This window comes from Alkalimonas sp. NCh-2, from assembly GCF_039631345.1.
In the GTDB taxonomy this organism is placed as follows: Bacteria; Pseudomonadota; Gammaproteobacteria; order Enterobacterales; family Alteromonadaceae; genus Alkalimonas; species Alkalimonas mucilaginosa.
In genome coordinates, this window is the sequence record NZ_JBDIUV010000001.1 from 964,736 (window position 1) to 990,500 (window position 25,765).

Sequence of the window (25,765 nt, forward strand, 5' to 3'; positions counted from 1 at the left end):
CATCAGAGTAGAACAGTTAGCTTAGCGCTTTTGTGCCAGCAGGGTTTCTTCATCCATCTGCTGGATCATAAAAGCAACCTTTTCAAAAAAGGCATCTCGGCCTTCATCCGGAATAGGTTGTGCCAGCGGTATGTTCGCTGTCATCGGGTTGACTGGTCTGTTGTTCACATGCAGCTCATAGTGTAAATGTGGCCCGGTAACCCGGCCAGTGGCACCGGAAAGAGCGATGCGTTGGCCGCGCTCAACCCGTTGCCCATTCCGAACCAGAGCCCTGTCCAGATGCAGATAGCGGGTTTTGTATTGGCCATGGTGCTGAATTTCAATGTAGCGGCCAGCAAAGGGGTGGTTTTCTACCCGGATCACGGTACCATCGGCCGCAGCCAACACAGGGGTGCCTGTGGGGGTAGCAAAGTCGGTGCCGTTATGCGGAGAAACTCGCCGTGTGACCGGATGCAGCCGACGCGGATTAAAAGCGGAACTGATACGGTATTCACGCTGCAAAGGAATCCGCATAAAAGCCCGTTGCAGGCTGTTGCCATCGGCATCGTAATATTGACCATTGTCGTGCAGAAAAGCCGTCAATTGTTGTCTGCGATTAAATATCCGGATCCCTTCGATCCGACTTTGGCCGGTGGCCTCTTCACCGACATAATTGTCGCTACGCACTACCTGAAAACGGGCACCAGCCTGAATATCACGCGAAAAATTTACCCTATCCCTAAACAACTGACTGACTGTCGCAATTTCAGCATCGTTCAAACCAGCCCGCTGCGCAGATACATAAAAGCTGCCGTGAATTTCCCCCACCAAGGTTTGGCTGTGCCACTCACCTTCGTCCAGCAACTCCTGATAACTGAACTCACCATCGCTCTCACGCTGGTATAACACTCGGTTACCAGCATGCACAAAGAGCTCCATCGACTGCAATTCACCTTGTTCATCCAGCCGAAAAGTAAAAGTATGGCCAGGTCGTAACACATCCAATGCCAGCAAGGATTGATCGGCCGCCATAATGTGATGCATCAGTTGCTGACTAAATCCATGACGGGAAAAAATTCGGCTTAAACTGTCCCCGGATTGAATGGCGTAATGAATGACACTGTCATCCACTTCCGGCTCTGGCTCTGATAACAATGCCTGCTGCCATTCTGACCAGCTTTCCTGCAATCTATCTTCCCACCCCAACTGAACCCAACTGGCGGTAAGTAAAGCTGGCATCAGTGTTACCAGAGGTTTTTCCGGCTTTGAACTGCCTGGCCAAAGCAAGATCAAGCCACTAACCAACACCAGTGACAACAGGATGCGCCGATGTGTCGTTGGAAGCCCATTTGTAAGAGTGTGCATAGGTTGCGGCATGCGAAAGCGCTTTTATCGTTCTAGGGTTTGACAACAGACAGTGGTGACCACTGCCTCAGCGATTTTAGGATACTATCACAAAAATAACCAATTCCGCTTCGATTACCAAGGGAAAAAATGGTTCCCATGAAAATAAAAAAACCACCTGTCTTCCCGGCAGGTGGTTGCGAAAGCCGCTAAACTCCAGAGGAACGCGGATTATTCCCCCTGAAAGCACCGCCTCCAGGGAGAAGCTTTAAAAGATATAACTTACACTGGCTTTGACATAGCGCCCAGGCTCGGCAAAACGCCGGTAACCATCAGTACCTGGTGACACATCACCACGAGGACCACCGCCGCCAGGGTGAATAAAACGCATCCGATCCCACAGGTAGTACTCGCGGTCAAACAGGTTAAAGATCCCAAGCTGTAACTGCAGTGCGGCCGTCAGATCCCAACTGGCATTCACATCTACCACAGTAGCAGAACCAGGCACTTGCAATACTGCCGAGGTCCTACTGCCGTCCGCCTGAGTTTGCAGGGTATCGGCCTCATTTTTTCCCGCCAGGTGCTGCACTGTGGTCAGCAATTGCCAGTTCTGTCCCGGTGCCTGATAGCGCAACGATGCCAACGCATTGGCCGGACTGACACTTAGCAGAGGCTCCCCCTGGCTGTCTTTGCCATATTGGCGACTGCCGGCCAGCCGCAAGCTAAAAGCCTGACTCAACTGCAGTAAAGACTCCAGCTCAATACCCTGCACCCTGGCCCGGCCAATATTTTGCGGTTGACTGTACCTGTTGCCCTCAATCAAGGTACATTCTCCACGTACACACTGCTGATACTGCAGATCAGGCAAACGTGTTTGCACCTGAGACTCGATCAGATTGCGGTAATCCTGGCGGAATACAGAGAGTTGTAGCTGTTGGCGTCTTGCCGGCTGCCAGCTCCAGGCCAACTCCAGATTCTGACTGGTTTCAGCTTTTAAATCCGGATTAGCTGCAGAACTCCAGATCACCACAGTGTCACCGTTAATGTCTGTCACCGTGGAGCTGCTGACGCCACCGTACATATCGTCGGCACTTGGCATACGGAAGCCCCGTCCCCACTGTGCTTTGAGCTGCTGAGAGTCAGTCAGTGGGTACTGGTAACTGATCTGGCCGCTAAGGTTACTAAAGCGACCTGAGGTAATGGTGCCGGACTGATCTTGCAGCAAATCAGACAACTCAGGTTTGTAATTAAAATCATCGTAACGCAGCCCCAAAGTCCACTGGCTGCCACCGGCCAAAGTAATCTGATCGCGCGCCAGCAGATACCATTGATCAATGTCAATATGAGGGATCACAAAGGCAAATGCTTCGCTGCGACCTACCTGGTCACTCTCCCCTAAAAAGTGCGTATTGGTACGCCAGCTGGAAATACGCTTGCGCTCCACCCCCACGCCATACAGCCACTGCTGATGCAAGGTGCCCTGCGACACTTCTTTATCAAATGCCAACGCCAGCCGCTGCTGCACCTGACGGAAGCCACGATCCTCGTGACGCATGCAGGGCCGAATCCCCTCCGGGCAGGTTGCATAGTCCATCAGCATTTTAGTCACGCCAAAGTTACGTGTATCCTGCCAATCGAATTTCAGACTAAGCGCATCAAACCAGGGCGAGCCGGCCAGCCATTGGTAATCCATCCCGACACGACGCCGGCGACTTTCATCATCCGTATCCCGGCTCAAATAAGTCCCGCCAATCTTAGCCCGCTCGTCGGCCTCCGCATTGGCTTTGAATTGCTCTACAGTCCAGCCCAGCCGATGTTCAGGCTGCAGTTGCCATTGCAATTTTGCCAGAACATTCAGGCTTTGATTATCCAGCGGCTCCGGGATGCTGCGCGCACCACCTGTCACATCATCGCCTTTATGGGGAACGCGTTGCTGCTCTCCATCCCGACGACTGACCAAGACCATGGATTCCACCGGACCACTGCGATTCGCCGCCGAGATACTAAACTGCCGTTCGTGATAAGCCCCGTCAAACCCCAACTTAATGCCAGCATGGCTTTCATCGCCCTGGGTTTGCAGAAAATCAGCAGGGTCTTTGGTTTGGAACAAGACAGCACCACCCAGTGAGCCACTGCCAGCCAGCAGCGCATCGGCCCCTTTTAAAATCTCAACTTGCTTTAAACTATCCAGTTCAATGCCGCCGCGACCAGAGCGGAAAAATGCATAGGGCGCCAGGTTTGATGGATCCAGCCGCTCAGCAAGGGCCAGACCATCCACGGTAATAGCGACCCTGTCGCCATCCATCCCTCGAATGTTAAAGCCTGTCGAGCCAAAACGCCCAATATTGGTCAGCGTCACACCAGGCGCATAGCGCACAACATCAGACAGTTGACTGGCCTGCTGTTCATTGAGTTCAGCAGCGCTGACGCGTTGCTGATTAATCTGAGCGGAACTCTCTGGCTCTGGCGCTTCGGCGGTTACCTGCACTTCAGGCAACTGTGCCTGCTGGGCCCAGAGTGAGCCAGACATGGCGGCAGCACAGGCCAGCCAAAGCAACCGCACAGACGATTTGTTTACTACAGTACGCAAGCTGTACTCCTTAACTGATCAAATAGTGAATGTGAAATATGGTTATCAAGGCTGGCGGACTGCCAATTGCAACTGAGGCTCTTGCTCCGGCAATGGCTGAGCTTCTGAGATCTGCTGCTCATTGGTGGTATCCCACAACTGGAACACCGCCAGCCCGTAGGCAACAAAATCTTTTTTGCTTAGCCAGCCCCGCTGTGCTTGATCCATCTGGCGAAACACATGCTGTGCCAGCTCTTTATGCGTCTGGCGAACTTCCTGCTCCCGCCGCGCTACTCTGGACATAAACTCATCGAGGTATTCACCGCGACTAACCAGACCATCGCCATTCACATCGGTACGGTCATACACACTGCGGCGCTGCTGTTCAAAATCCTGCCAGCTCACTTGTTGCTTATCATCCGTGGCAAACATGGTCAGAAACCCCTGATTATTGTGCGTGGTTGGCATCGCCAATAAAGAACGAACCCGGCGGCGTTCATTATCAGTTTGCGTATTACTTTGGGCACGGCGGCGAGGGGCCGGATCAGGATCACCCACAGCGACGACGCCATTTTGATTGGTGTCAAAGCGGTCAAAAATACGCTGACCTGAGGCCTGGTATTCTTCCCAACTGATGTTGCCGTCATTATCGCGATCCAACGCATTAAAACGGTTAAGCGTTTGTCGTATATGCGCTTCCCGCGCATTGAGCAGCTGCTGCTCCAACTCTGTCATTTCAAAGGCGACAAAAACTTCTTCGCTGATTTTGCCTGCAGCGAAGTCAGATAATGCCGTAAAACGTTGTTGCCAGGCATTCAGAAAGTCCTGACGACTGACCTGGTTTTGTTCATCGGCGGCAAAACGATCAATAAAGCGATAACGTTGCTCAGCCAAAGGCTCTTCCACACTGCTAAATGGCAATACAGAGGCCGCAGCCGATTGCAGGTATAAGGCACTGGTGGCCAGAAAAACCAACAGGGTGCGGGTTGAATAGGTCATGGTGCTGTTCCTTCTTACTTAGATTGATTAGTGGGTGACATCAATGACAACGCTGTAGCTATAGCTGTACTCAGGCACAGAGGCGGTCTCGGGTGCTGGGTGACGGTATCGGCTTAACAACAAATACCGGCCAGGCTGCTGCAGTTGGAAATGAAGGCTCCCCAGAGCATCGCTTTCCAGCTCTAGCTCGGCGGGAGAATCGTCATCGCTGCCAGCAGCAAAGACACGCACCACCTGCTCTGGTAATGGCTTGCCATCGAACAGCAACTGCAGCTGAATAGGCTCGGCAGCAAATAAACTGTTCGGGTGGGTTTGAAAAACCAGCTCAAGCCCCTGCCCATGCGGTTGCAGCGCCCTTTCATTCGGTTGCCCTAACGAAACATAGGCTTCCGCCAGAGTCACCGCCTGGAAATGTGCCAATGGTTCAGCCCCTTCCGGCAAGGGCTGATTTGGATCCCGCACGCTGCCCCGGCGGCCATTCAGCAGGTAGGTACGAAATTCTGCACCGTAACGCTGGCCAGTACTAAAACGCCAGGTCCCTTCCTGCTGCAGCTGATGTTCTACCAAAGTACGGACCCGGCCAGTAAACAAGGTATCAGGACTATGCGGTCGGCCATCTGGGGCAATTACCTGATAGCCATCATTGTTAAAAGCGACTTCCGGCACAAAAAACGTATCGGCAAAAGAGGCCTCCAGACTGACCCAGCCACTGCGCGGCACCTCAAAATCTGCGGGCAATAAATAAGGGGTGTGAGACATCGCTTGCATCGACAGCCCTAGCAAGCACACAGCAGCAAAGCAACGCATGGTTACTCCTTTGTTGGTATTGATTCTTATTTGCATTGGATCCTATTGCAAATCATTCTCATTTGCAATACTTTACTCTGTAACTTTTGTGCCATACAGTTGGAAAGCAAGATGGTTGATTTTCAGGCAAGCTGGATGAAGTGGTGTAGACTTGAGCAACAGCTGCAAATCGGATTGACACAAGATGAGCTCAATGCCTGCCTGATTGCCGATTATACTCGCCAAGGCTGTCGCCTGGCCGGCCAGTTAGCCAGTTCATCCAATCGCTTGCTGCAAGAATGGGTGCTCAAACGCAGTCTGTTCTTACTGGCCCAACTGACCGCAGCGTTAGCCAATGGCGTCTGCCGGCAACAGGCTGCCGATCAACTGTACCTGCCTTTACTGGCTTTACAGCGTTTGTATCAGGCCGAGCCTGATGCCTATCGCAAGATTTGCCGGTTACGCGCCGATCTGAACCAACGACTGTATACCGTAGCCCAGTCACCGAATAAAGGAGCTCTGAAATGACCACACGTACCGAACGCGATAGCATGGGAGAACTGCAGGTACCTGCCGATGCACTCTATCAGGCCCAAACTCAGCGTGCAGTGCAAAACTTTCAACTAAGCGGCTTAACCCTGCCGGTGCGCTTTATTCAGGCCTTGCTGCACATCAAAGCGGCAGCAGCCGGGGCCAATCAACAATTGGGATTACTGGCTGCGACCAAAGCGGATGCCATTATCACAGCGGCCAAATCCCAGTTGCAGCAAACCGACTTAAAGCACTACCCGGTTGATGTGTTTCAAACCGGCTCTGGCACCAGCAGCAATATGAATGTAAACGAGGTGCTGGCCACACTGGCCAGTCAGCAGCTTGGTGAACCCGTCAGCCCAAATGATGAGGTCAATCTTGGGCAGAGCAGCAACGATGTGATCCCAACCGCGATCCAACTAAGTGCCGTTCTGACGCTGGAACAGGCACTGCTGCCAAAGCTCGCGCATTTACTAACCATAGTACAACAGAAAGAACGCAGCATTGGTCATCTGGTAAAAACCGGCCGTACTCATTTGATGGATGCCATGCCGGTTACCTTTGGTCAGGTACTAAGTGGCTGGCAAAGCCAGCTACTGCATAACCGCGAGCAACTGCAGCACTTGCTGCACAGTTTGCGCCAGTTACCGCAAGGCGGGACGGCGGTCGGTACCGGCATCAATGCTCATCCAGACTTTGCCAGCCGTTTTTGTCAGCAGCTAAGCAATGAGCTCGGCTACCCGTTCAGCCCGGCGAATAATTTTTTCTTTGGCATCAGCAGCCAGGATCTCAGTGTGACTCTGTCGGGTCAGCTTAAGACCTTAGCTGTCTCCCTACTGAAAATCAGCAATGACCTGCGCTGGATGAACTCCGGCCCACTGGCTGGTTTGGCTGAAATCGAACTACCGGCCCTGCAACCGGGCTCATCCATTATGCCCGGCAAGGTCAACCCGGTGGTGCCGGAAGCTGTTGCCATGCTCTGTGCACAAGTGATTGGCAACGACAGCACCATTACGGTGGCCGGTCAGTCCGGCAATTTTGAACTCAATGTGATGCTGCCAGTGATAGCCTACAACCTGTTGCAGAGCATTGAACTCCTGGCCAATGGCTGCCAGGCACTGGCAGACCAGGCCATTGCTGGCTTTACCGTTAATGAAGCCCATATTCAGCAAGCACTGCATCGCAATCCCATTCTGATTACCGCCTTAAACCCGGTGATCGGCTACATGAAAGCGGCTGATATCGCTAAGAAAGCCTATCAGCAACAACGGCCGGTGCTGGACGTTGCGCTGGAGGAAACCGATTTAACGGAAAAAGAACTTAAAGCTTTGCTGGATCCGGCCAAGTTGTGTCAGGGCGGTATAGTGTAAGCCTGTTTGCTCAGGTAGCCTTGCTGCCCACGGCAAGATTCCATGCTAAAGTGAGTTATCCACTTTAAACCGGAAATACCTGATGCGTACCATGCTTAGCCTTACTTGCATTTTTTTTATGTTATCAGCGCAGGCAGATAGTTCATTGACAGAAACAATCGAAGAGCAACGACTGGAAGCCGCCTGGCAAACGATGCCGCAGGTGCTCAGTCGCTTTGAACCTTTGGTAAATAACCTGCGTTTGGAGCTCCAACTCACCGAACACAGCCAGGATCTGGCACCCCGCTTGCGCCAGCATGGTGAGCAATTGTGGCAACAAGCAGTCTATCAGGCCAGTACCACCCCCGACTACGATGATCGGGCTCTGTACTGGGCCCGGCTAATGATGACACAGGCCCTTGGTCAATGGTGTCAGCAACAACAAGCCTGTACCCACTTGCCGCTGCTGCTCGAAGCCTTAGAATTAAGTAGCCGTGGTCAGCTGAGCATTCGGTTTTCAAAAGACAGCGATGTCCGTATTTTGCTGACAGGATTCGATCCCTTCTTGCTGGATCGCAATTTGAACCAGTCCAACCCGTCCGGTGTCACCGCCCTGATGTTGGATGGCTGGGTATTTCAGCAAGATGGCCAGCAAATCGAAGTACAAAGTGCGATGATCCCAGTGCGCTTTGTCGATTTTGATCAGGGCATGATCGAACAGTTGCTAAGCCCACTTCTGCAACAGCAAAGCATCGATATGCTGCTAACAGTCAGTATGGGCCGCGAGCACTTTGATCTGGAGCACTTCCCAGGCCGACGCCGCAGTGCCGAAGCTCCGGATAACCTGAATGTGCTCACTGGCGGCAACGCCAACAACCCAGTGCTGCCACTGCTGGATGGTGTGCCTTTGGCAGGCCCGGAGTTTGTTGCCTACAGCCTGCCCTATCAGGCCATGATGCAGGCCGAGGGGCGTTTTCAAATCAATGACAATCGCACTGTCACCAGCTTAGAGCGTGGCGAGTTTGCCGCTCAGTCTCTGGCCGAATTAGCTGATCAAACCGCGGTGCAGGGCGGTGGTGGTGGCTATTTGTCGAATGAGATTTCCTACCGTAGCATTTTGCTGCGTGACCGCTACAACCCAGAGCTGCCGGCGGGTCATATCCACACACCACGCATCGCTGCTTTTGAGCCCGACACCACAGCCGCCATTGTCGAGCAAATTAAAGCTATGATCCGCCTGGCCGTTGCCAGCCCCCCAGTCATCGCAGAGCCTGACAACGGCAAATAACAGCTGCTATAGTCAATCCGACGGCTTGGCGCCGTCGGATGCAGCTTATAAAAATAATCAACACCATAACAATAACTTCAGGAACAGACCATGCGATCCATACTAGCGCTTACCTCTGCCCTGCTGCTTTGCAGCAGTGCTTTCGCCCAGCAACTGGGCTGGACCAATATCAAGGGTTATGGCTTTGATGCCGATGGCCAACTGGTACAATTTCAGCAACTGATTATCGATACCGACAGCGGCAAAGTACTGGCCCGCGGCGATGCCATTCAACAAGATTTTCCCGATGCCAACTGGCAGGATGGCAAGGGCAAAGCGATTCTGCCAGGCCTGATTGACGGCCACGGCCATATTCTGGGGCTGGGCCAGAACCTGATGCAGGTAGAACTACGCGGCACTCAAAGCGAGCAAGAGGCGGTGGAACGGGTCGCTGAATTTGCCGCTCGTCACCCGGAGCAACAATGGATCCAGGGCCGCGGCTGGAATCAGGTACTGTGGGACAACAACGAATTCCCAAGCACGGCCTTGCTGGATGAAGCCGTTTCAGACCGGCCCGTCTGGCTAAGCCGCATTGATGGGCATGCCGGTTGGGCCAACAGCAAGGCGCTGAAACTGGCTGGCATTACCAAAGATACGCTGGACCCACCCGGTGGCCGCATTCTGCGTGATGAACAGGGTAATCCGACAGGCGTATTGCTCAACAACGCCCGTCAGTATATCGGTGCTGTTTTGCCAGAACCGAATGAGGCCGAGGTGATTCAGGCACTGGAAGCTGCCTTTGCCGAGCTGTTGTCGCTGGGTATTACCAGTGTGCACGATGCTGGCATTGATAGCAGCCTGGCACAGCTGTACCAACGGCTGCGGGCAGAAAGCGCCTTACCACTGCGTATTTATGCCATGCTCTCGGCCCGTAACCCCGATCTACAGGACTGGCTGGATCAGGGTATTATCGACGACGAGCGGGATCTGCTGCTGATCCGGGCGGTAAAACTATACGGTGACGGCGCTTTGGGCAGTCGTGGGGCAGCCCTGTTAGCCGATTACAGTGATCAGCCTGACCATCGTGGTTTGCTGGTGACAGAGCCGGACCGGCTGACTGCCCAGATGCAGGCTACCATCAAGGCAGGCTTTCAGGCCAATGTGCATGCCATTGGCGATAGGGCCAACCGTATGGTATTGGATAGATTTGAGCAGATAGCAACCAAGGAGCAATTAGCGCAAGGTCGTCACCGGATGGAGCATGCTCAAATCGTCTCGCCGCAAGATATTCCGCGCTTTAAAACCTTGCATGTGTTGCCGTCGATGCAGGCGGTGCATGCCACCTCGGATATGAATATGGCCGGTGATCGACTGGGCGTAGCACGGCTGCGCGGTGCTTATGCCTGGCGTACTTTTGTCGATCAGGGCAGCCCCATTGTGGGTGGCTCAGACTTTCCGGTCGAGCTGGCCAACCCCTTTTATGGCTTGCACGCATCCGTCACCCGGCAGGACCAGCACAACCAGCCGGTCGGGGGCTGGCTGCCCGAGCAACGGCTTACGTTAACCGAAGCCCTGCGCAGCTTTACCCGCGATGCCGCCTACGGTGCCTTTCAGGAGGAGCGTTTGGGCTCGCTGACTCCTGGTATGTGGGCAGATTTTATTGTACTGGAGCAGGATCCTTTTGCCATGGAGCCAGAGCAGCTGTGGCAGTTGGAAGTGCTGCAAACCTGGCTGGCTGGCAACAAAGTGTTTCACCGCGAATAACGAACAACGGCGCCTATGGCGCCGTTTCCGTGTGTGAAGGTCTTACTGGGGTTTAGCCCTGCTCAGGCTCTGCTGGCTCTGGCTCAGAAAAATCAGGGCTGACCGAGCGGCTTTGCTTATCACGCAGCTTACCAATCACCGAACTTAACTTGCGCTGCAGCTTGTCAGCAGCACCGGTGACCGCCTGACCAACTACTGCAGCATGCTCGGTCACTGCCATAGGGTCCATCCCCTGCAGGCGGGCTTCCAGCAAACAGCGCTTGTCATTGCCATCCTGCTTTGCAGTGCTGTTTTCATCGCTTAAGTGCACTTCAATCCGGGTAATGTGATCAGAAAAGCGCTCTAACTTACTTTTTAACGTATCACGGACAAACTCAGCCAAACGCTCATCGGCCTGGATATTGCGATCACTGTTGATTTGGATCTGCATAGACAACTCCTTTGATAATCACTTGAAAGTGGGAAACTCTTTTCATGGACCATCCTGGCGCTGAAATGTTTCCCTTATCTACTATTTGGAGACGAGATCATCGACAAGCAAGGGGGGAGCAGCGAATTTAATCGGACAGAGTAGCAAAGTCTGGTTAAAATACGTGGCAAGAAACCTTAAATACGATGCGACCATGATCAGCCATAAATGGGTCAAGCAGATAAAGTCCCTGCACCTGAAAAAATACCGTAAGGCGGAGCAGCAGTTTATCGTCGAAGGCGAAAAAGCCGTACTGGAAGTGCTGGCTTCCGGCTGGCGGGTGCCCGCTTTGTTTGCCACTGAAGGCTTTTTGCAGCAGCACCCGGAAGCCATTCAGACAGCACTTCAGGTCCACACTTGCAGTAGTGAGGATTTAGTAAAGGTGGGCACTTTCACCAGCAATGATGCAGCCTTGGCGCTTGTCAGCATGCCACAATGGCCCTCGTTTCAGGCCACACCGGAACAATGGACCCTGGTGCTGGATAACATCAATGATCCGGGCAACCTGGGTACCATTATCCGGATTGCGGACTGGTATGGCATTCAGCACATTCTCTGCTCAGCCAATACCGCGGATTGCTACAATCCCAAAGTTGTGGCAGCAGCCAAAGGCTCCTTTTTACGGGTACAACTGCATTATCTGGCGCTGCCCGAGGTATTGGCCAACAGCCATCTACCGGTGTATGGCGCCTATTTGGGAGGTGAAAACATTCATCAGCTTAGCCTGACTAAGCCGGGTGGCTTTATTGTGCTGGGCAATGAAGCCAATGGCATCAGCAAGGAAGTGGGCCAATGCATCAGCCGTAAAATTACCATCCCGGCTTTTGGCGATGCGGAGTCGTTAAATGTTGGCATTGCCGCCGCCATTATTTGCGACAATCTGCAGCGCCTGACAGCAGCTGGTGAACTTGGGTATACTGAAGCAAATTGACCAACAGGTGATCAGCATGTTCCCTACCATCGAATCTTATGTCGGCCAGACCCCTTTGGTACGGCTGCAGCGTCTGGCCAGCCATACCAGCAGCACTGTGCTGCTGAAGCTGGAAGGCAATAACCCCGCAGGCTCAGTGAAAGACCGACCGGCGTTGAATATGATTTTGCAGGCAGAAGCCAGTGGCCGCATCAAGCCTGGTGATTGCATTATCGAGGCCACCAGCGGCAATACTGGCATTGCTCTGGCTATGGCAGCGGCCATTAAAGGCTACCGCATGACACTGATTATGCCGGCCAATGCTACCGAAGAGCGCAAATCCGGGATGCGCGCCTATGGTGCCGAGCTGATTGAAGTGAGCAAAGAACAAGGCATGGAAGGGGCGCGTGATCTGGCGCTTAGCATGCAAGCCGAAGGCAAAGGCATCGTGCTGGATCAGTTCAACAATCTGGATAACCCGGCAGCCCATTACGCCGGTACCGGCCCTGAAATCTGGCAGCAAAGCCAAGGCAAAATTACGCACTTCGTGTCCAGCATGGGCACAACCGGCACCATTATGGGCGTGTCACGCTACCTAAAAGAACAAAACCCGGCAATTGAAATTGTTGGCTTGCAGCCCTCAGAAGGCAGCCAAATCCCAGGTATCCGCCGCTGGCCAGAAGCCTATTTACCGGGGATCTTCGATAAAAGCCGGGTCGATCGGGTGATCGATATCGACCAGCAGGATGCGCTGACCGCTATGCGCCGGCTGGCCCGGGAGGAAGGTATTTTTGCCGGCGTAAGCTCAGGTGGTGCGGTTCATGCTGCCTTGCAATTGGCAGAACAGCTCGATAATGCAGTGATAGTCGCCATTATCTGCGATCGTGGCGATCGCTATCTCTCCTCCGGTATTTACTAGTCGCCAGCCAGAAGACTGCTTCGGGATGGCGACCTGATCAATATTTAAAGCGGCTAACCTGCGCATCAATATCCCGCGCAATAGCTGCAATCAACTGACTTTGCTCGGCCGCATCGGTTGCGGCCTGGCTTAAGCTTGCGACCGCTGTGCTGATTTCAACCACATTCTTGCTGATATCTTCACTCACCACGCTTTGCTCTTCAGCCGCACTGGCTATTTGGGTGGCGGCATCACTAATCCGGTGCGTGGCCTCTATCGCCAATTCCAGTTTTTGTTGTGCCGCTTTAGCTTGCTGCTGGGTTTGCCCGGTCATGTGCTGATTTTGCTGCATCGCATGCACTACCGCCTGAGTTTTGCCGGTCAGCTCGGTGATCAACTGTTGGATTTCTCCGGTAGAATCCTGAGTTCGGGATGCCAAACTACGGACTTCATCGGCGACCACCGCAAAACCCCGGCCCTGTTCCCCTGCCCGGGCTGCTTCAATAGCAGCATTGAGTGCCAACAAATTGGTTTGCTCAGAAATATTGCGTATCACCTCCACAATGCTGTTAATGCTGCTGCTGGCCTGCTCCAGTTCGCTCATCATGCTACCGGCCTGCTGCATGCTGTCGGCCAGCTCACTAATAACCTGAGCCGTAGTGACCACCGCCTGATCGCCTTGCTGCACAGAGCCCGCTGCCTCCTGGGCGGATTCAGCCGTTAAAGATGCCTGCGATGCCACTTCCGAGGCGGTACTCGACATTTCAGTCACAGCCGTAGCCACCTGCTCGATCGAGCGTTGCTGCTGGGCCACTTCCTGATGTGTACGCTGTGAAATATCAGCACTTGCAGCTGATGACTGTTGTAGGCTCTGTACCAGCAGGGCCGTATCCCGTACTATCTGATGGGTTTTATCCAGAAACAGATCCAATGCAACAGCAAGCTGGCCTATTTCATCCTGCCGTTTTAAACCGATACGCTGGGTTAAATCACCATCCGACTGAGCCAGGTTATCCACCATCAATGTTAATTGCTGCAAGGGTTTCGCCAGACGGCCAGCTACGACAAAGAGTAAGGCAGCCCCCGCCAGTGCCACGACAACTCCCAGCAACACTTGCCAGAATAAACTCTGGTTAAAACGACTGCTTAAGGTATCGCTCAGTTGCACCATCTCTGCCAAAGCAACCGCCATAGGCACTTTGTACTCCAATAACCAGGGCGTTTCAAAAGCACTGAGCGCAATGGGTACTGTCACCACAAAGTCGTCTCCCTGTTGTCGGAAGCTGGCATTGCCAGAACGCACCAAGGGCTGCAACTGCTGCCACTCCGCGGCCGCCAGAGGCTCCCCCACCCCTTGTTGGCTTTGGGTACTGCCCACCAAAAAACCACGGTAAGACACAATGCGTAAATCGCCAGCACTTTGGTACAACTCCGTATCCAACTCCGCCAACAACTGCCGTAAAAACGCCATAGAGATATCGACACCGGCCATCCCCACAAAGCGGTTGTTGCTTAACACCGGATGCACAATGGAGCTCATCAGGGTAGGCACGCCCTGCACATCCCACACTGCAGGATCAATCACACAGGAATTGCGGCGATCTCTGGAACACAGGTACCATTCGTTCAGGCGCATGCCCTGGGCATCCCGGGTTTCGCTGTACAGATCCGTGGTGGTCACTGGCCTTAGATCCAGTCGGTTACGCTGGTCGCGGGTCCAGTATGGGCCAAACTGTCCCTCATCGGTGGAGTGACGCCCTTCCCCACGGAATTCAGCATCACGCCCATCTACCGCATTCGGCTCCCAGACAATATAGGCCCCCAGAGCTTGAGCATTATTGCGCATGGCCGTATGCACCAGTTCACTGATGTGCTCTCTGCTTAGTTGCTCTATAGCACCGGAGTCCATCAGTGACTGCATGCTATCCGCCAGCCCCTTGGCTACCCCCAGTGATTGCACAATCAGGTGCTCAATTTCATCCGCCCGCACTTGCAACTGATTAGTTAGTGATCGTTCTACCTCTTGCTGAAACAAGGCGGTACTGCTGGCCCGGTTGAACTGGAACAATTGATGCGACAGTACAACACCGAGCCCGATACTGGCTGCAACCACGACAATTAAGCAACTGCCTGCGATAACAGAAATCTGATTGCGCATGGTTTTAAATGCAAACATGGCCATACTTTGCCGACCTTACAAAGTTAATTAAGAGATGGATTAAGTATGCCGTAAATTTGGGTTCCTGCCAGATTTAAGCTATGATCTTCCTTACAAATCTTTATTTATATCAAACAGGTAAACCCCATGCACTGTAAAAGTCGCCTGGCGCTTTGTCTCGCCCTGGTTTTTAGCCCCTTCACCCTGCACGCCTCCGATGTGGATGAGCTGCGCCAGCAGCTGGAACTGTTAAAGCAACAACTGCAACTGCTCGAGCAAAAAATTGAGCAGCAGGAACAACAACTGGCAGCCCAGCAGCAGAGCATTGAGAGCGTGGAGCAAAGCAGTACGGCAGTGGCCTCTACCCTGAAAAACCTGGAGCCGGCTAAAGCCAGCAGTGATGGTATTTCGCTGGGCGGCGCTATCCGCACCAACTACAGCCATACCTCGTATAGCGATGGCAATAAAAACCGTGGTGGTGATTTTGCTTTTGATATTTTCCGTTTGAATTTAAACGGCAGTATTGGTGATGTGTTGCTGAATGCCGAAATCCGCTTTTTCGATTACATGACGGCGGTAAAATACGCCTATGTTGGCTATCAGCTGAACGAAGACTGGCAGGTACAGGCCGGCATTACCCAGGTACCTTTCGGCAACTGGCCCTACAACTCCCACAATTACTTTTTCAGCACCAACTACTACCTTGGCCTGGAAGACGACCACGATTTAGGCATCCTGTTCAAGCGCCGCGTCAAAGACAACTGGCAGCTGGATCTGGCTTTTTTCAAAAATGATGAACTGGGTGGGGTCGATGGCTATGTCAGCAGCCGGGCCGATCGCTATTCGTACGATGTGGTTGGTTTTCGTTTGCCCGGCGATGGCATTTATGATGACCCGGCCCAGCCATTGGGGGAATACAACACCCTATCCGGCCGTTTTGCCTATCATTTTGAACACCGTGAAGGGGTCACCACCGAAGTCGGTATCTCGGCCCTGCATGGTGGCCTGCACGATGGCGTGAGCCGGGCTGGCAATTACAACGCCTGGGCGCTGCATCTAAACAGCCACTTTGATCGCTGGAATCTGCAGTTGCAACATGGTGAGTATCGCTACAATGTCGATGGTATGGATCGTATGGCGGTAGGTAGTTATGCTTTTTTTGACAGCATTGCCGCCAAGGCCACAACCAGCACCGTCAATCTGGCCTACAGCCTGCCGGTGCAATGGGGGCCGGTGACCGGGATGCAGTTCTACAACAACTATGGCCTGGTATACGACAAATCCGACAACACCGCCGACACCTGGATGAATGTCACTGGTTTCTCCGTTGCCGCCGGCGGCTTTTTTAGCTACTTCGATTTAGTGCATGCCCGCAACCAACCCTTCGTCGGTGGCTCCGCTTCCGGTGACAGCAACGATACCGAACGACGCTTTAACATCAATATTGGCTATTATTTCTAGCCTGCCCAACGAAGGCCTGTCTCAGGCCTTTGCTCTTTGACGCTGCAACAAACAACGACAACCAGGAGAAGCACTGATGGCAGATCCAAATGACCCTCTGAAGCCGGATGGCAAGGTCAATCCAATCGATACCGACTACCAGATAGGTCAGGACAATATCGTGGTACAAGTGGGCCCCTTTGGCCTGGATATTCACAACCGGGTATTTTTAATCTCTGGTCTGAGCGTGATCGCTTTTGTGATCCTGACCATCAGCTTCCATAGCCAGGCAGAACCTGTATTTGCCAGCTTACGCGGCTGGCTTACCTCGAATCTTGCTTGGTTTTTTATCTCCGCGGCCAATATTTTTGTAGTGCTGTGCCTGGTTCTGATCGTATCCCCCCTCGGCAAGGTCCGACTTGGCGGCACCGAGGCTACGCCGGATTTTGGCTACCTGGGCTGGTTTTCGATGCTATTTGCTGCCGGAATGGGCATAGGCCTGATGTTTTATGGTGTTTCTGAGCCCCTCACCCACTTCAGCAATGCCTATGCCGGTACCAGTTTTGAAGAGGGGGTCCGTGCCGACTCGGCGCCTTTAGGCGGAGCGGGTGGCGATGCTTCCGCAGCTGAACGGCTGGGTATGGCCGCCACCATCTACCATTGGGCGCTGCATCCGTGGGCCATTTATGCGGTACTGGCGCTTGGGCTGGCATTATTTTCGTTCAATAAGGGATTACCGTTAACCGTACGCTCGGTTTTTTACCCATTGCTTGGTGAGCGGGTCTGGGGCTGGCCTGGTCATATCATTGATATTCTCGCCGTATTCGCCACCTTATTTGGCCTGGCCACTTCGCTGGGTCTGGGCGCCGCCCAGGCCAGTGCCGGTTTGAATTACCTGTTTGGTTTGCCGCAGGACACCGCCATGCAGGTGCTGCTGGTGATTGGTATTACTTTAATCGCTCTGGTTTCAGTGCTGGCGGGCCTGGAAGCCGGGGTAAAACGCCTGTCGGAAATCAATATGACGCTGGCAGCACTGCTGATGCTTTTTGTCATCATTGTCGGGCCTACAGTAGCGATTCTGACTGGTTTTGTGGCAAACCTCACCGCTTACCTGCACCATTTGCCGGCACTGGCCAATCCGATTGGCCGCGAAGATGCCAATTTTGCACAAGGCTGGACTGCCTTCTACTGGGCCTGGTGGATATCCTGGTCTCCATTTGTCGGGATGTTTATCGCACGCGTCTCGCGTGGTCGTACCGTGCGTGAATTTCTTATTTCAGCCTTGCTGATCCCATCACTGGCCTGTGTACTCTGGATGTCGGTGTTTGGTGGGACTGCCATTCGTCAGGTGGTCGATCATGGCTACGAGGCTGCCGCTTCGGCGGAGTTGCCCTTGCAGCTGTTCAACATGCTGGACTTTATGCCCTGGGCCCAAGTCACATCCTTTATTGCCATTATTCTGGTGGTGGTGTTTTTCATTACTTCGTCTGATTCCGGCTCCCTGGTAATCGACACCATTGCCGCCGGCGGCAAGGTGAATGCCCCCACACCACAACGGGTTTTCTGGTGTACCTTTGAAGGCCTGGTTGCCATTGCATTGCTGGTGGGAGGTGGCTTAAAAGCTCTTGAGGCCATGGCCGTATCCACAGGTTTTCCCTTTACCATAGTATTACTGGTGGCTTGTATCGCAGTGGTGAAAGGATTAATGTCTGAACCACGGCCGGGAAAAGCCTGAGTCATCAGAGGTACATGGCAGCCGTATCCGGAAGGGGCGTCGCAATACGCCCCGACACACTCCATAGCCAGGCAGCTTTTACTATGCAGATTGAACAAATTGAAATTCTGGAGTTTCTGAAACGGCACTCACCTTTTCAAGAATTACCGGATGACTTGCAGCAGCAAGTCGCCAGCAACATCGATATCTGCTATTTCAAGGCTGGCACGCCCATTCTTCGCTTCGATCAACCACTGGATGCACTCTATGTGATTCGCAGTGGCGCCGTAGAAACCTTTCGTCGTACCGGTGAGCTGTACAACCGCCTCAGTGAAGGTGGCATTTTTGCCGAGCAGGGCTTGCTAAGAAACCGCAAAGTCCGTTTCCCTGCGACAGCGCTGGAAGACACCTTGTTGTATCTGATCCCGGCCGAGCAGTTTGATCAACTGTGTGAGCAAAGTGATTTTTTTGCCGATTATGTTGAGATCAGCGATGAGGAACGCCGTAAAAACACCCCCAATCGCCGGGCAGATGCCAATGAGCTGATGACCTCGAAAGTCAGCACCCTGATCAGCAGAGCTCCGGTGCTGCTGGACATCGACAGCAGTGCCCGTGACGCCGCCATGGCAATGCAAGAAGCCGGCGTTTCATCCTTGCTGGTGATGGCAGAGCAACAGATGGCAGGAATTCTGACCGACCGCGACCTGCGCAACCGCCTGGTTGCACCAGGGCTGCCGTTCGAAACCCCGGTACGCGACATCATGACCACCGAGCTGATTAGCATTTCGCATCATCAATTTGTGTTCGAGGCCATGCTGCTGATGCTGCGCCACAATGTGCATCACCTGCCGGTATTAAAGCAAGGTCAGCCGCTTGGGGTGATTGCCATAGCCGATATTATTCGTTACGAGTCGAAAAACAGCCTTTTTGTAGTCAGCAGTATTTTCCGTCAGCAATCGGTCAGCGAGCTGGCGGCTCTGGTGCCGGATGTACGTGCCTGCTTTGTGCGTATGGTGAACGAAGATGCCAACTCTCATATGATAGGCAGCGCTATGGCAGTGATTGGCCGCAGTTTTAAACAACGCTTGCTGGAACTGGCTGAAGCACAGTTAGGCCCGCCGCCTGTGCCCTATTGCTTTTTAGCATTAGGCTCGATGGCACGGGAAGAGCAATTGATTGTCACCGATCAGGACAATGCGCTTATTCTGCACAACGATTTTGTGCCGGAACAACACGATGCCTATTTCCAAGAACTGGCCCAATTTGTCTGCGATGGCCTGGACGCCTGTGGCTACACCTATTGCACCGGTGACATCATGGCCACCAATCCCAGGTGGCGGCAGCCCCTGCACGTTTGGCAGCAATATTTTCGGGATTGGATCACAGCTCCCAGTGCTGAGCGCTTACTGCATAGTTCTATTTTCTTTGATCTGGCTGGCGTCTGGGGCAGGCTGGAATGGGCGGAGCAATTAAACCGCAGTATTTGGCAACAGGCACCCAAGCACCCTCTTTTTCTCGCATCCATGGTACGTAATGCACTGCAGCGCACACCACCATTGGGTTTTTTCAAAGATTTCGTGATGGAAAAAGATGGCAGGCAGAACAACTCGCTGAATATCAAACGTCGGGGTACCGCGCCGATGGCAGATCTTATTCGGGTGCATGCGCTGGCGATTGGTTGCAGCGAGAATAACTCGTTCGCCCGGCTCAGAGCCATCATCAAAGCCGGCGTACTGCCACCAGGGCGCGGCGAGGATTTGCGCGATGCGCTGGAGGTGATAGCCATGGCCCGTATTCGCCATCAGGCACTGGCGCTGGAAGCCGGTGACGAGCCGGATAATCAACTGGCACCGGAGCAGCTGTCTGATTTTGAGCGCCGTAACTTAAAAGAAGCCTTTCAGGTGCTCAGTAACGCCCAGAAGTACCTGAAGTTTCGCTATCAGGGCAACCGGAGCTGATATGCTGTATCTGGGGCCAGCCAAACAGAAGCAACGCCGCCTGCCTGGTGATCCGGCCGTGGCTGACTGGCCGCAACACTTTGCCAATCGGGCTAAGCAAAGCAGGCATTGGGCACTGCAGCAGTATTACCAGGCAGGAATTCCTGCTGCCGATAGCATCCTGTCTGAGGTACCACTGCTGGCTATGGACTTTGAAACCACCGGTTTTGATGCCAAACGCGATGGCATTTTAAGCATAGGAACAGTGCCGATGAGCCTTGGCCGGATCCACAGCAGTCAGGCCCGGCACTGGTTGCTCAAACCCAAGTTTGCTTTAACTGAACAATCGGTGGTGGTGCATGGCATTACCCATAGCGCCATCGAAAGCGCGCCGGATATCACCGAGATCTTACCCGAACTGCTGCAGCAAATGGCCGGCAAGGTAGTGGTGGTGCATTTTCGTGGCATTGAACGCCCTTTCTTAGCCGCAACCTTGCGGGACAGGCTTGGTGAAGGCATTGATTTCCCAGTGATCGATACCATGGAGCTGGAAGCACGGCTGCATCGGGCCAGACCACCCAGCCTGCTGGATAAATTGCTGGGCCGCCAACCGGTCTCCATTCGGCTGGCAGATAGTCGCCGCCGCTATGGTTTGCCAGATTACCGGCCGCACCATGCGCTAACCGATGCGCTGGCCTGTGCCGAGTTACTGCAAGCCCAAATTGCTGATCGCTTTAGCCCGGACACTCCCTTGTCGGAGCTTTGGCGCTGAGCGAAGCACAAAGCAGCCTTTTGCTCACACCCACTTTGCCAGTTCTGGTATAGTAAAACGGTATGAATAATCTGCAAGGAGCCAAACTGCATGCAATGGCAGGTGCTGACTTTTGAGCAACTGGATACCTATACGCTGTATGCCCTGTTGCAACTGCGTGTCGATGTCTTTGTGGTAGAACAAAACTGTCCTTACCCGGAACTGGATGATCGGGACCTGCATCCGCAAACCCGGCATGTGTTGCTGAAAAAAGGCGACAAAGTGATTGCCTATTCGCGGGTACTGGCGCCTGGAGTGGCCTTTGATCATTACCCTGGCGTGGGCCGGGTCTGCGTCTCGCAAACGGCCAGGCGTTTAGGGCTGGGCCAGGTGTTGGTGGAGAAAACCATCGCCGTGGCCAAAGAACACTGGCCACGTATGGATATTCATATTTCTGCCCAGTGTTATCTGCAGCAGTTTTATGAACAACACGGCTTCCAGGCAGCCAGTGAACCCTACCTGGAAGACGATATTCCTCATCTGAAGATGATCTTACCCTATCGCTAAACGATTAAGGCAAGGCGGCTTCAAACGTCAGGGTCAAACTTTCGCGCACCTGATCTGCCAGCGCATTGCTGCTGTCCAGTTGCACGCTGGCTTCAATCACATAACGGCCTGGCACCTGCGGGGTAAAGGTCAGATAACCATTGGCATCTGAGCTTAGCACCTCACGGCCGGCATCGTCCCGGTACAACTCGCCTTCGCGCGACAATTCTACCTGCACATCAGCCACCGGCTTGCCATCCAGCACAAACTGCCAGCGCACCGGCTCGGTCGCCACCACATCGGCCGGATGAGTCAACAGCTTTAACTCCAGCCCATCATTACTGAGTGCCAGTGCCGTCTGATTGGGGGCATTGACACTCACATAGCTCAGTGCCCGGCCACGGCTACGGGTGGTAACAACATTGGTGGCATTGGCTGGTAACTGAGCTGCCCGCTCTTGTTTATTGGCCATAATACGACGGCGCTGACCATCTTCCTGGAAAAAGGTGAAGTAACGTGCCGGCCCACCCAATTCAATGCGGTAGGTACCATCCATGGTCAACTGGTGATCTGCTTGCGACTTACGCTTGCCCTGGTAACTCTGAGCAAAAGCCTGGCGCTGACCATCCGGAAAAACAATCGACAGATTGGCCGGGCTCACCCCTTTGTCTGCCACAAAAGTCATATTGGCTGCTGATACATCCACCGAAATCCAGCTGTCCTCCGATGACAGCACAAAGTGACTGGGTAACACCCACAAGGTATGGGCTGCAGCACTGGCACTGCACAGCGTTAACAGGGTTGCTAAAATCATTTTTTTCATGCGTGATGGTCCTTTTAGTTTAGAGTAATTTTCAGTTCGCCCAGCTCCGGCATCGCTTCCTGGGTATAGTGCTGAGCCGCGCCGCCCCATTGAAAGCTCTGACGTTGCAAACTGCGTCCACCTTGCTCACGCGAGGCTTCAACAAAAACAGTGTATTCACCGGCTGGCAATGGCTGGCCGGCATCATCCAGTCCATCCCAACTCAGTTGGTAACGGCCTGGGGTGCGGGTAGCACCGGTACGGGCATCGACCAGTTCAGTCTCACTGCGGCCAATTTTGCGCCAGAAGCGACGAATATCCTTCAGCCAGTCTGGCTCTTTACGCCAAAGCGCAATCAGACGTACCGGTTGCTGCGCTTCATCCTCCACCCAGACAGCCACATAAGGTCGATAGTATTGAGCGGTTTCTATCACCGGCAATTCCAGTGAGATAGTAAGTTCCTGCGCTTTACTGGCCGGAGCAATCAAGCCGAGGCCAAGCAATAACGCAGCAGTAAACAACAGTGATCGCATACAAACTCCCTTCATTAAATTGCAAATTCAGATGTGCAAAGACATCAGGTAAATCAGAATGGCGGCCATGCCACCCAGCAATGCCAAGGTATTGCCGATGGCTCGCATCGATTGCGATTTCAGCAGCAAATAAAAACCAGTCAGCGCAAACACCAGGCAGCTGATAGCCGTGATATCAATCAACCAGGCCCAAAGACCACCGGCATCACGTCCTTTGTGCAAATCATTGGCCAGCGCCAGATAACCGGCAAACACCTGCTCCAATTCCAGCTCAGCCGCGTCAAAGTCCAGCAGCGCCGTGACATAACCAGCAGGGCGCTTAAACTCCAGCTCCAGCAGTTCATCATCATTATCAAACTGATAGCGCCACTCAGTAGCCCGCACACCATGCTGTTGCTGCAGCCACTGCTGCACTTCCTGCGCATACCAGTGTTGCTGATCCGGTGCCTCGGGCATCGCATCACGCTGCAACTCAGCCGGTACAGGCAGCAATTCCAGGCGCTGATAACTGCCCCACTGACTCTGCCAGTTCGGGTGATTAAGGGTGATGCCGGTGATAGAAAAAAACAGCAACAACAACAGCACCCACATCGCGCTGTAGGTATGCAGCGCCCGCATCAGGCGCTGCAGATTGAACGGACTAGGCTTCATCCGCCACCTTAGAAGTTGTAGGTCGCAGACAGCCAGAAGCTACGTGCTTTCATCGAGGTGTTGTAATCCGATGTACAGCTGTAAGCATCCTGCGCTTCGGTCAGTCGACAAGTACGACTGGATAAATCATCATCCAGCAGGTTGTTGATGCGAGCACTGACCACCCAGGCATCCGATACCCGATACATGGCTGATAGATGGAACAACTGGTACGATTTATAGTAGAGTTTATTGGTTTCAGGGCCATCCGGGCCTTGATCAATCTGAGTACCACGGAAGCGCTTACTGCGAATTTCTGAGATCAGCGATAAAGAGAATGGCTCAGTCAGTTGCCAGCTCAGATTGGCATTGATCATATGCCGTGGCGTGCTAACCAGAGGTAAGCCCTGATTGTTGCCACTTTTAACTTCACTGTCGGTAAAGGTGTAGTTCGCTGTCATGGACCAGTTGTCGCTCAGTTTCACCTTACCTGCCAGTTCAACCCCACGGGTCTCGGATTTATCGACATTGGCTGCCTGGCTAAAACTAACGTAGCCTAAATCAGCCCATCCAGCCCCCACATCGACACAGCTTTCACCAGCCGCCGCCACCTCACAATTGGGCAAGCTATCCTGAGTAATAATTTTGTCTTTAAAATCATTGTAAAACAGCGTGATGTTGCCGCTGAAGCGATCGCTGCCGGTGTAATAGGCCGCGACTTCGTAGTTGATACTGGTTTCCGGCTGCAGATCAGGCGTGCCGACAAAAGGACTGGTACCCTGACCACCAAAGCCGGTAATACCGGAGAACAATTGCTCTGGACGCGGTGTTTTGTAGCCGGTACTGATGCCGCCTTTCAGCGTCCAGTTGCTTAAACCACGCCAGTTCAGGTAAGCACGCGGGCTGACCTGGCTACCAAAAATATTATGATGGTCGTAGCGGGCACCCAGAGTTGCCGTTAAATCAGTGGTCAGATCCATGCTGTCTTCAGCAAAAATAGCCCATTGACGGTGTTTGGCTTCGGTACCTGCGCGGTAGCCATCACCATACATGCCAAAAACACCGTCTTCCATATCGGCATTAAAGTATTGCGCACCCACCACAAAGAAATGGTTCTGCCACTGCGATTCCAGCTTGGTATCGATGATCAGATTATCAATTTTGAGAGTACGTAGCGGCCGTGGTAAAAACTCATCTTCCAATTGCGACCGAATGGCATCAGTCAGCACCGGAGCTGTCACGCCCTGATCAGCAATGGCCTGGTCCCAAATGGCTTGCACCTGCAAACGTTCCTGCACCGTCAGCGGTAAAGAGCGGCCAAAGTTCTCACTGCGGCTCTTGGTTAATGCGCTTTGCCAATTGCCAAAATCAAAGCGCCCCTGATGGCTAAGCACAAACTGTTCCCGCTCTACCCGCTGGTATGGCGTATAACCGACTCTGGGCATCACAATGCCGCGACTGGCCCGCCACAGGCTTTCTGGCGAATCCAGTGTGCCGGTTTGCCCCAGACGGTTGTCGTAACGCTGCTTAGATATATCGTATTCAACCGCCACATCCTGTTGCTCGGTCAAGGCATAGTTCAATGAAAAACCAGCATTCCAATTCTTTGCTGCCACAATTTTGCGATCACCGAAATTGCCTTGCTCCGACCAGATGCTACCATCCGGCAAGGGCAATGCCGTCTGATAGCTTGGATCGCTATCATCCCGGTCATAAATACCAGCCCGCAGTTGATACACCAACCCATTTAAACCGGCTGGTCCGCTTAAAAATAAGTCCAGTTTTTTATCATCACCATACTGGCTGTCTTGCTGCCAGTTGTAGCTGGCTGTCACACTGCCATGCGTGCTGTCCATATGGCGCCGGGTAATGATGTTAATAACCCCGCCAATGGCATCAGCACCATATAAGGTAGACATAGGGCCACGCACTACTTCAATGCGCTCTATCGCAGCCAGTGGCGGCATGTACATAAACTGGCTGTTACCAAAGTTATTGGGGCCTATGTTGCCAATGTCGCTTTGACGACGCCCATTAAACAACACCAGCGTATAATCGGATGGCAAGCCCCGCATGGTAATGCTGATATTGCCGTTTTTATCCTGGCCACTACCAACATCAATCCCTTCAATATCGCGTAGCGCATCTGCCAGGCTGGTAAAAGGCTTGGCCGCTAATTCCTCCCGTGTAACCACAGTGACGCTGGCAGGTGCATCAATCAGCTTTTGTTCAAAGCCTGCAGCGGTGACAACGATGACTTCGCCATCGTACTCCGGCAAATCCATCTTGACTCCGGCCAAGGCTGGTAGGTGTATAGCAGACACGACAAGGGCAGCGACAGCACTGCGACGGAAGGTTTTCATTCGTTTCTCCTGTTGTTATAACGGTG

At 53.3% G+C, this 25,765-nt stretch carries 21 protein-coding genes; 11 read left to right on the plus strand and 10 right to left on the minus strand.

Annotated elements, in window-relative coordinates:
* Positions 1 to 21 precede the first annotated feature (21 nt).
* From ABC502_RS04710 to ABC502_RS04725, 4 genes are all read right to left on the minus strand, one after another.
* Positions 22 to 1,218 carry a peptidoglycan DD-metalloendopeptidase family protein gene (locus ABC502_RS04710; protein WP_345915032.1) on the minus strand — a complete coding sequence of 399 codons (1,197 nt, stop codon included), beginning with the start codon at positions 1,216 to 1,218 and terminating at the stop codon, positions 22 to 24.
* Between the two features lie 373 nt (positions 1,219 to 1,591).
* A complete protein-coding gene (locus ABC502_RS04715; RefSeq protein WP_345915033.1) occupies positions 1,592 to 3,913 on the minus strand; it encodes a TonB-dependent hemoglobin/transferrin/lactoferrin family receptor in 2,322 nt (773 codons plus the stop codon).
* A 45-nt stretch (positions 3,914 to 3,958) separates the two neighbouring features.
* Complete coding sequence (locus tag ABC502_RS04720; protein WP_345915034.1) at positions 3,959 to 4,891, minus strand: EF-hand domain-containing protein; 933 nt, start codon at positions 4,889 to 4,891, stop codon at positions 3,959 to 3,961.
* A gap of 27 nt (positions 4,892 to 4,918) precedes the next feature.
* Entirely contained in the window at positions 4,919 to 5,698 is a 780-nt protein-coding gene (locus tag ABC502_RS04725) for a DUF4198 domain-containing protein (RefSeq protein WP_345915035.1), read from the minus strand.
* A 135-nt stretch (positions 5,699 to 5,833) separates the two neighbouring features.
* Between ABC502_RS04725 and ABC502_RS04730 the strand changes: the two genes are divergently transcribed.
* The 4 genes from ABC502_RS04730 to ABC502_RS04745 all read left to right on the plus strand — a co-directional run bounded on the left by ABC502_RS04730 (position 5,834) and on the right by ABC502_RS04745 (position 10,588).
* On the plus strand, positions 5,834 to 6,205 hold the full coding sequence (locus ABC502_RS04730; RefSeq protein WP_330086445.1) for a hypothetical protein: 372 nt from the start codon (positions 5,834 to 5,836) through the stop codon (positions 6,203 to 6,205).
* Entirely contained in the window at positions 6,202 to 7,578 is a 1,377-nt protein-coding gene (locus ABC502_RS04735; protein WP_330086444.1) for a class II fumarate hydratase, read from the plus strand. The genes ABC502_RS04730 and ABC502_RS04735 overlap by 4 nt, the downstream gene beginning before the upstream one ends.
* Before the next feature lie 145 nt (positions 7,579 to 7,723).
* A complete protein-coding gene (locus ABC502_RS04740) occupies positions 7,724 to 8,845 on the plus strand; it encodes a hypothetical protein (protein WP_345915036.1) in 1,122 nt (373 codons plus the stop codon).
* Positions 8,846 to 8,935: 90 nt separating this feature from the next.
* Entirely contained in the window at positions 8,936 to 10,588 is a 1,653-nt protein-coding gene (locus tag ABC502_RS04745) for an amidohydrolase (protein ID WP_345915037.1), read from the plus strand.
* A 52-nt stretch (positions 10,589 to 10,640) separates the two neighbouring features.
* Here the strand turns inward: ABC502_RS04745 and ABC502_RS04750 are convergent, their stop codons facing one another.
* Complete coding sequence (locus tag ABC502_RS04750) at positions 10,641 to 11,018, minus strand: HPF/RaiA family ribosome-associated protein (RefSeq protein ID WP_330086441.1); 378 nt, start codon at positions 11,016 to 11,018, stop codon at positions 10,641 to 10,643.
* A gap of 193 nt (positions 11,019 to 11,211) precedes the next feature.
* Between ABC502_RS04750 and ABC502_RS04755 the strand changes: the two genes are divergently transcribed.
* Together ABC502_RS04755 and cysM are read left to right on the plus strand one after the other, a co-directional pair.
* Positions 11,212 to 11,988: an RNA methyltransferase gene (locus tag ABC502_RS04755; RefSeq protein ID WP_345915138.1), complete on the plus strand. Its 777-nt coding sequence runs from the start codon at positions 11,212 to 11,214 to the stop codon at positions 11,986 to 11,988.
* 10 nt (positions 11,989 to 11,998) lie between these two features.
* On the plus strand, positions 11,999 to 12,886 hold the full coding sequence (gene cysM / locus ABC502_RS04760; protein ID WP_330086825.1) for a cysteine synthase CysM: 888 nt from the start codon (positions 11,999 to 12,001) through the stop codon (positions 12,884 to 12,886).
* A gap of 37 nt (positions 12,887 to 12,923) precedes the next feature.
* On the opposite strand, the gene ABC502_RS04765 is transcribed toward cysM, so the two are convergent.
* Complete coding sequence (locus tag ABC502_RS04765) at positions 12,924 to 15,041, minus strand: methyl-accepting chemotaxis protein (protein WP_345915038.1); 2,118 nt, start codon at positions 15,039 to 15,041, stop codon at positions 12,924 to 12,926.
* A gap of 129 nt (positions 15,042 to 15,170) precedes the next feature.
* Between ABC502_RS04765 and ABC502_RS04770 the strand changes: the two genes are divergently transcribed.
* The 5 genes from ABC502_RS04770 (at position 15,171) to ABC502_RS04790 (ending at position 21,432) form a co-directional block, all read left to right on the plus strand.
* Positions 15,171 to 16,484 (plus strand): porin, encoded by a 1,314-nt coding sequence (locus ABC502_RS04770; RefSeq protein ID WP_345915039.1) that lies wholly within the window; start codon positions 15,171 to 15,173, stop codon positions 16,482 to 16,484.
* 76 nt (positions 16,485 to 16,560) lie between these two features.
* The gene (locus ABC502_RS04775) at positions 16,561 to 18,198 is read left to right on the plus strand and encodes a BCCT family transporter (RefSeq protein WP_345915040.1); all 1,638 of its coding nucleotides are present in this window, start codon (positions 16,561 to 16,563) and stop codon (positions 18,196 to 18,198) included.
* An 83-nt stretch (positions 18,199 to 18,281) separates the two neighbouring features.
* The gene (locus ABC502_RS04780) at positions 18,282 to 20,135 is read left to right on the plus strand and encodes a DUF294 nucleotidyltransferase-like domain-containing protein (protein ID WP_345915041.1); all 1,854 of its coding nucleotides are present in this window, start codon (positions 18,282 to 18,284) and stop codon (positions 20,133 to 20,135) included.
* A 1-nt stretch (position 20,136) separates the two neighbouring features.
* Complete coding sequence (locus tag ABC502_RS04785) at positions 20,137 to 20,886, plus strand: 3'-5' exonuclease (protein WP_345915042.1); 750 nt, start codon at positions 20,137 to 20,139, stop codon at positions 20,884 to 20,886.
* Between the two features lie 90 nt (positions 20,887 to 20,976).
* Positions 20,977 to 21,432: a GNAT family N-acetyltransferase gene (locus tag ABC502_RS04790; protein WP_330086432.1), complete on the plus strand. Its 456-nt coding sequence runs from the start codon at positions 20,977 to 20,979 to the stop codon at positions 21,430 to 21,432.
* Between the two features lie 4 nt (positions 21,433 to 21,436).
* On the opposite strand, the gene ABC502_RS04795 is transcribed toward ABC502_RS04790, so the two are convergent.
* The 4 genes from ABC502_RS04795 to ABC502_RS04810 are packed head-to-tail and all read right to left on the minus strand — an operon-like array spanning position 21,437 to position 25,739.
* A complete protein-coding gene (locus ABC502_RS04795) occupies positions 21,437 to 22,234 on the minus strand; it encodes a DUF4198 domain-containing protein (protein WP_345915043.1) in 798 nt (265 codons plus the stop codon).
* Between the two features lie 14 nt (positions 22,235 to 22,248).
* Positions 22,249 to 22,746 carry a DUF2271 domain-containing protein gene (locus tag ABC502_RS04800; RefSeq protein WP_330086430.1) on the minus strand — a complete coding sequence of 166 codons (498 nt, stop codon included), beginning with the start codon at positions 22,744 to 22,746 and terminating at the stop codon, positions 22,249 to 22,251.
* A 27-nt stretch (positions 22,747 to 22,773) separates the two neighbouring features.
* On the minus strand, positions 22,774 to 23,397 hold the full coding sequence (locus tag ABC502_RS04805) for a PepSY-associated TM helix domain-containing protein (RefSeq protein ID WP_330086429.1): 624 nt from the start codon (positions 23,395 to 23,397) through the stop codon (positions 22,774 to 22,776).
* A gap of 8 nt (positions 23,398 to 23,405) precedes the next feature.
* Positions 23,406 to 25,739 (minus strand): TonB-dependent receptor, encoded by a 2,334-nt coding sequence (locus tag ABC502_RS04810; protein WP_345915044.1) that lies wholly within the window; start codon positions 25,737 to 25,739, stop codon positions 23,406 to 23,408.
* Between the last annotated feature and the right edge of the window lie 26 nt (positions 25,740 to 25,765).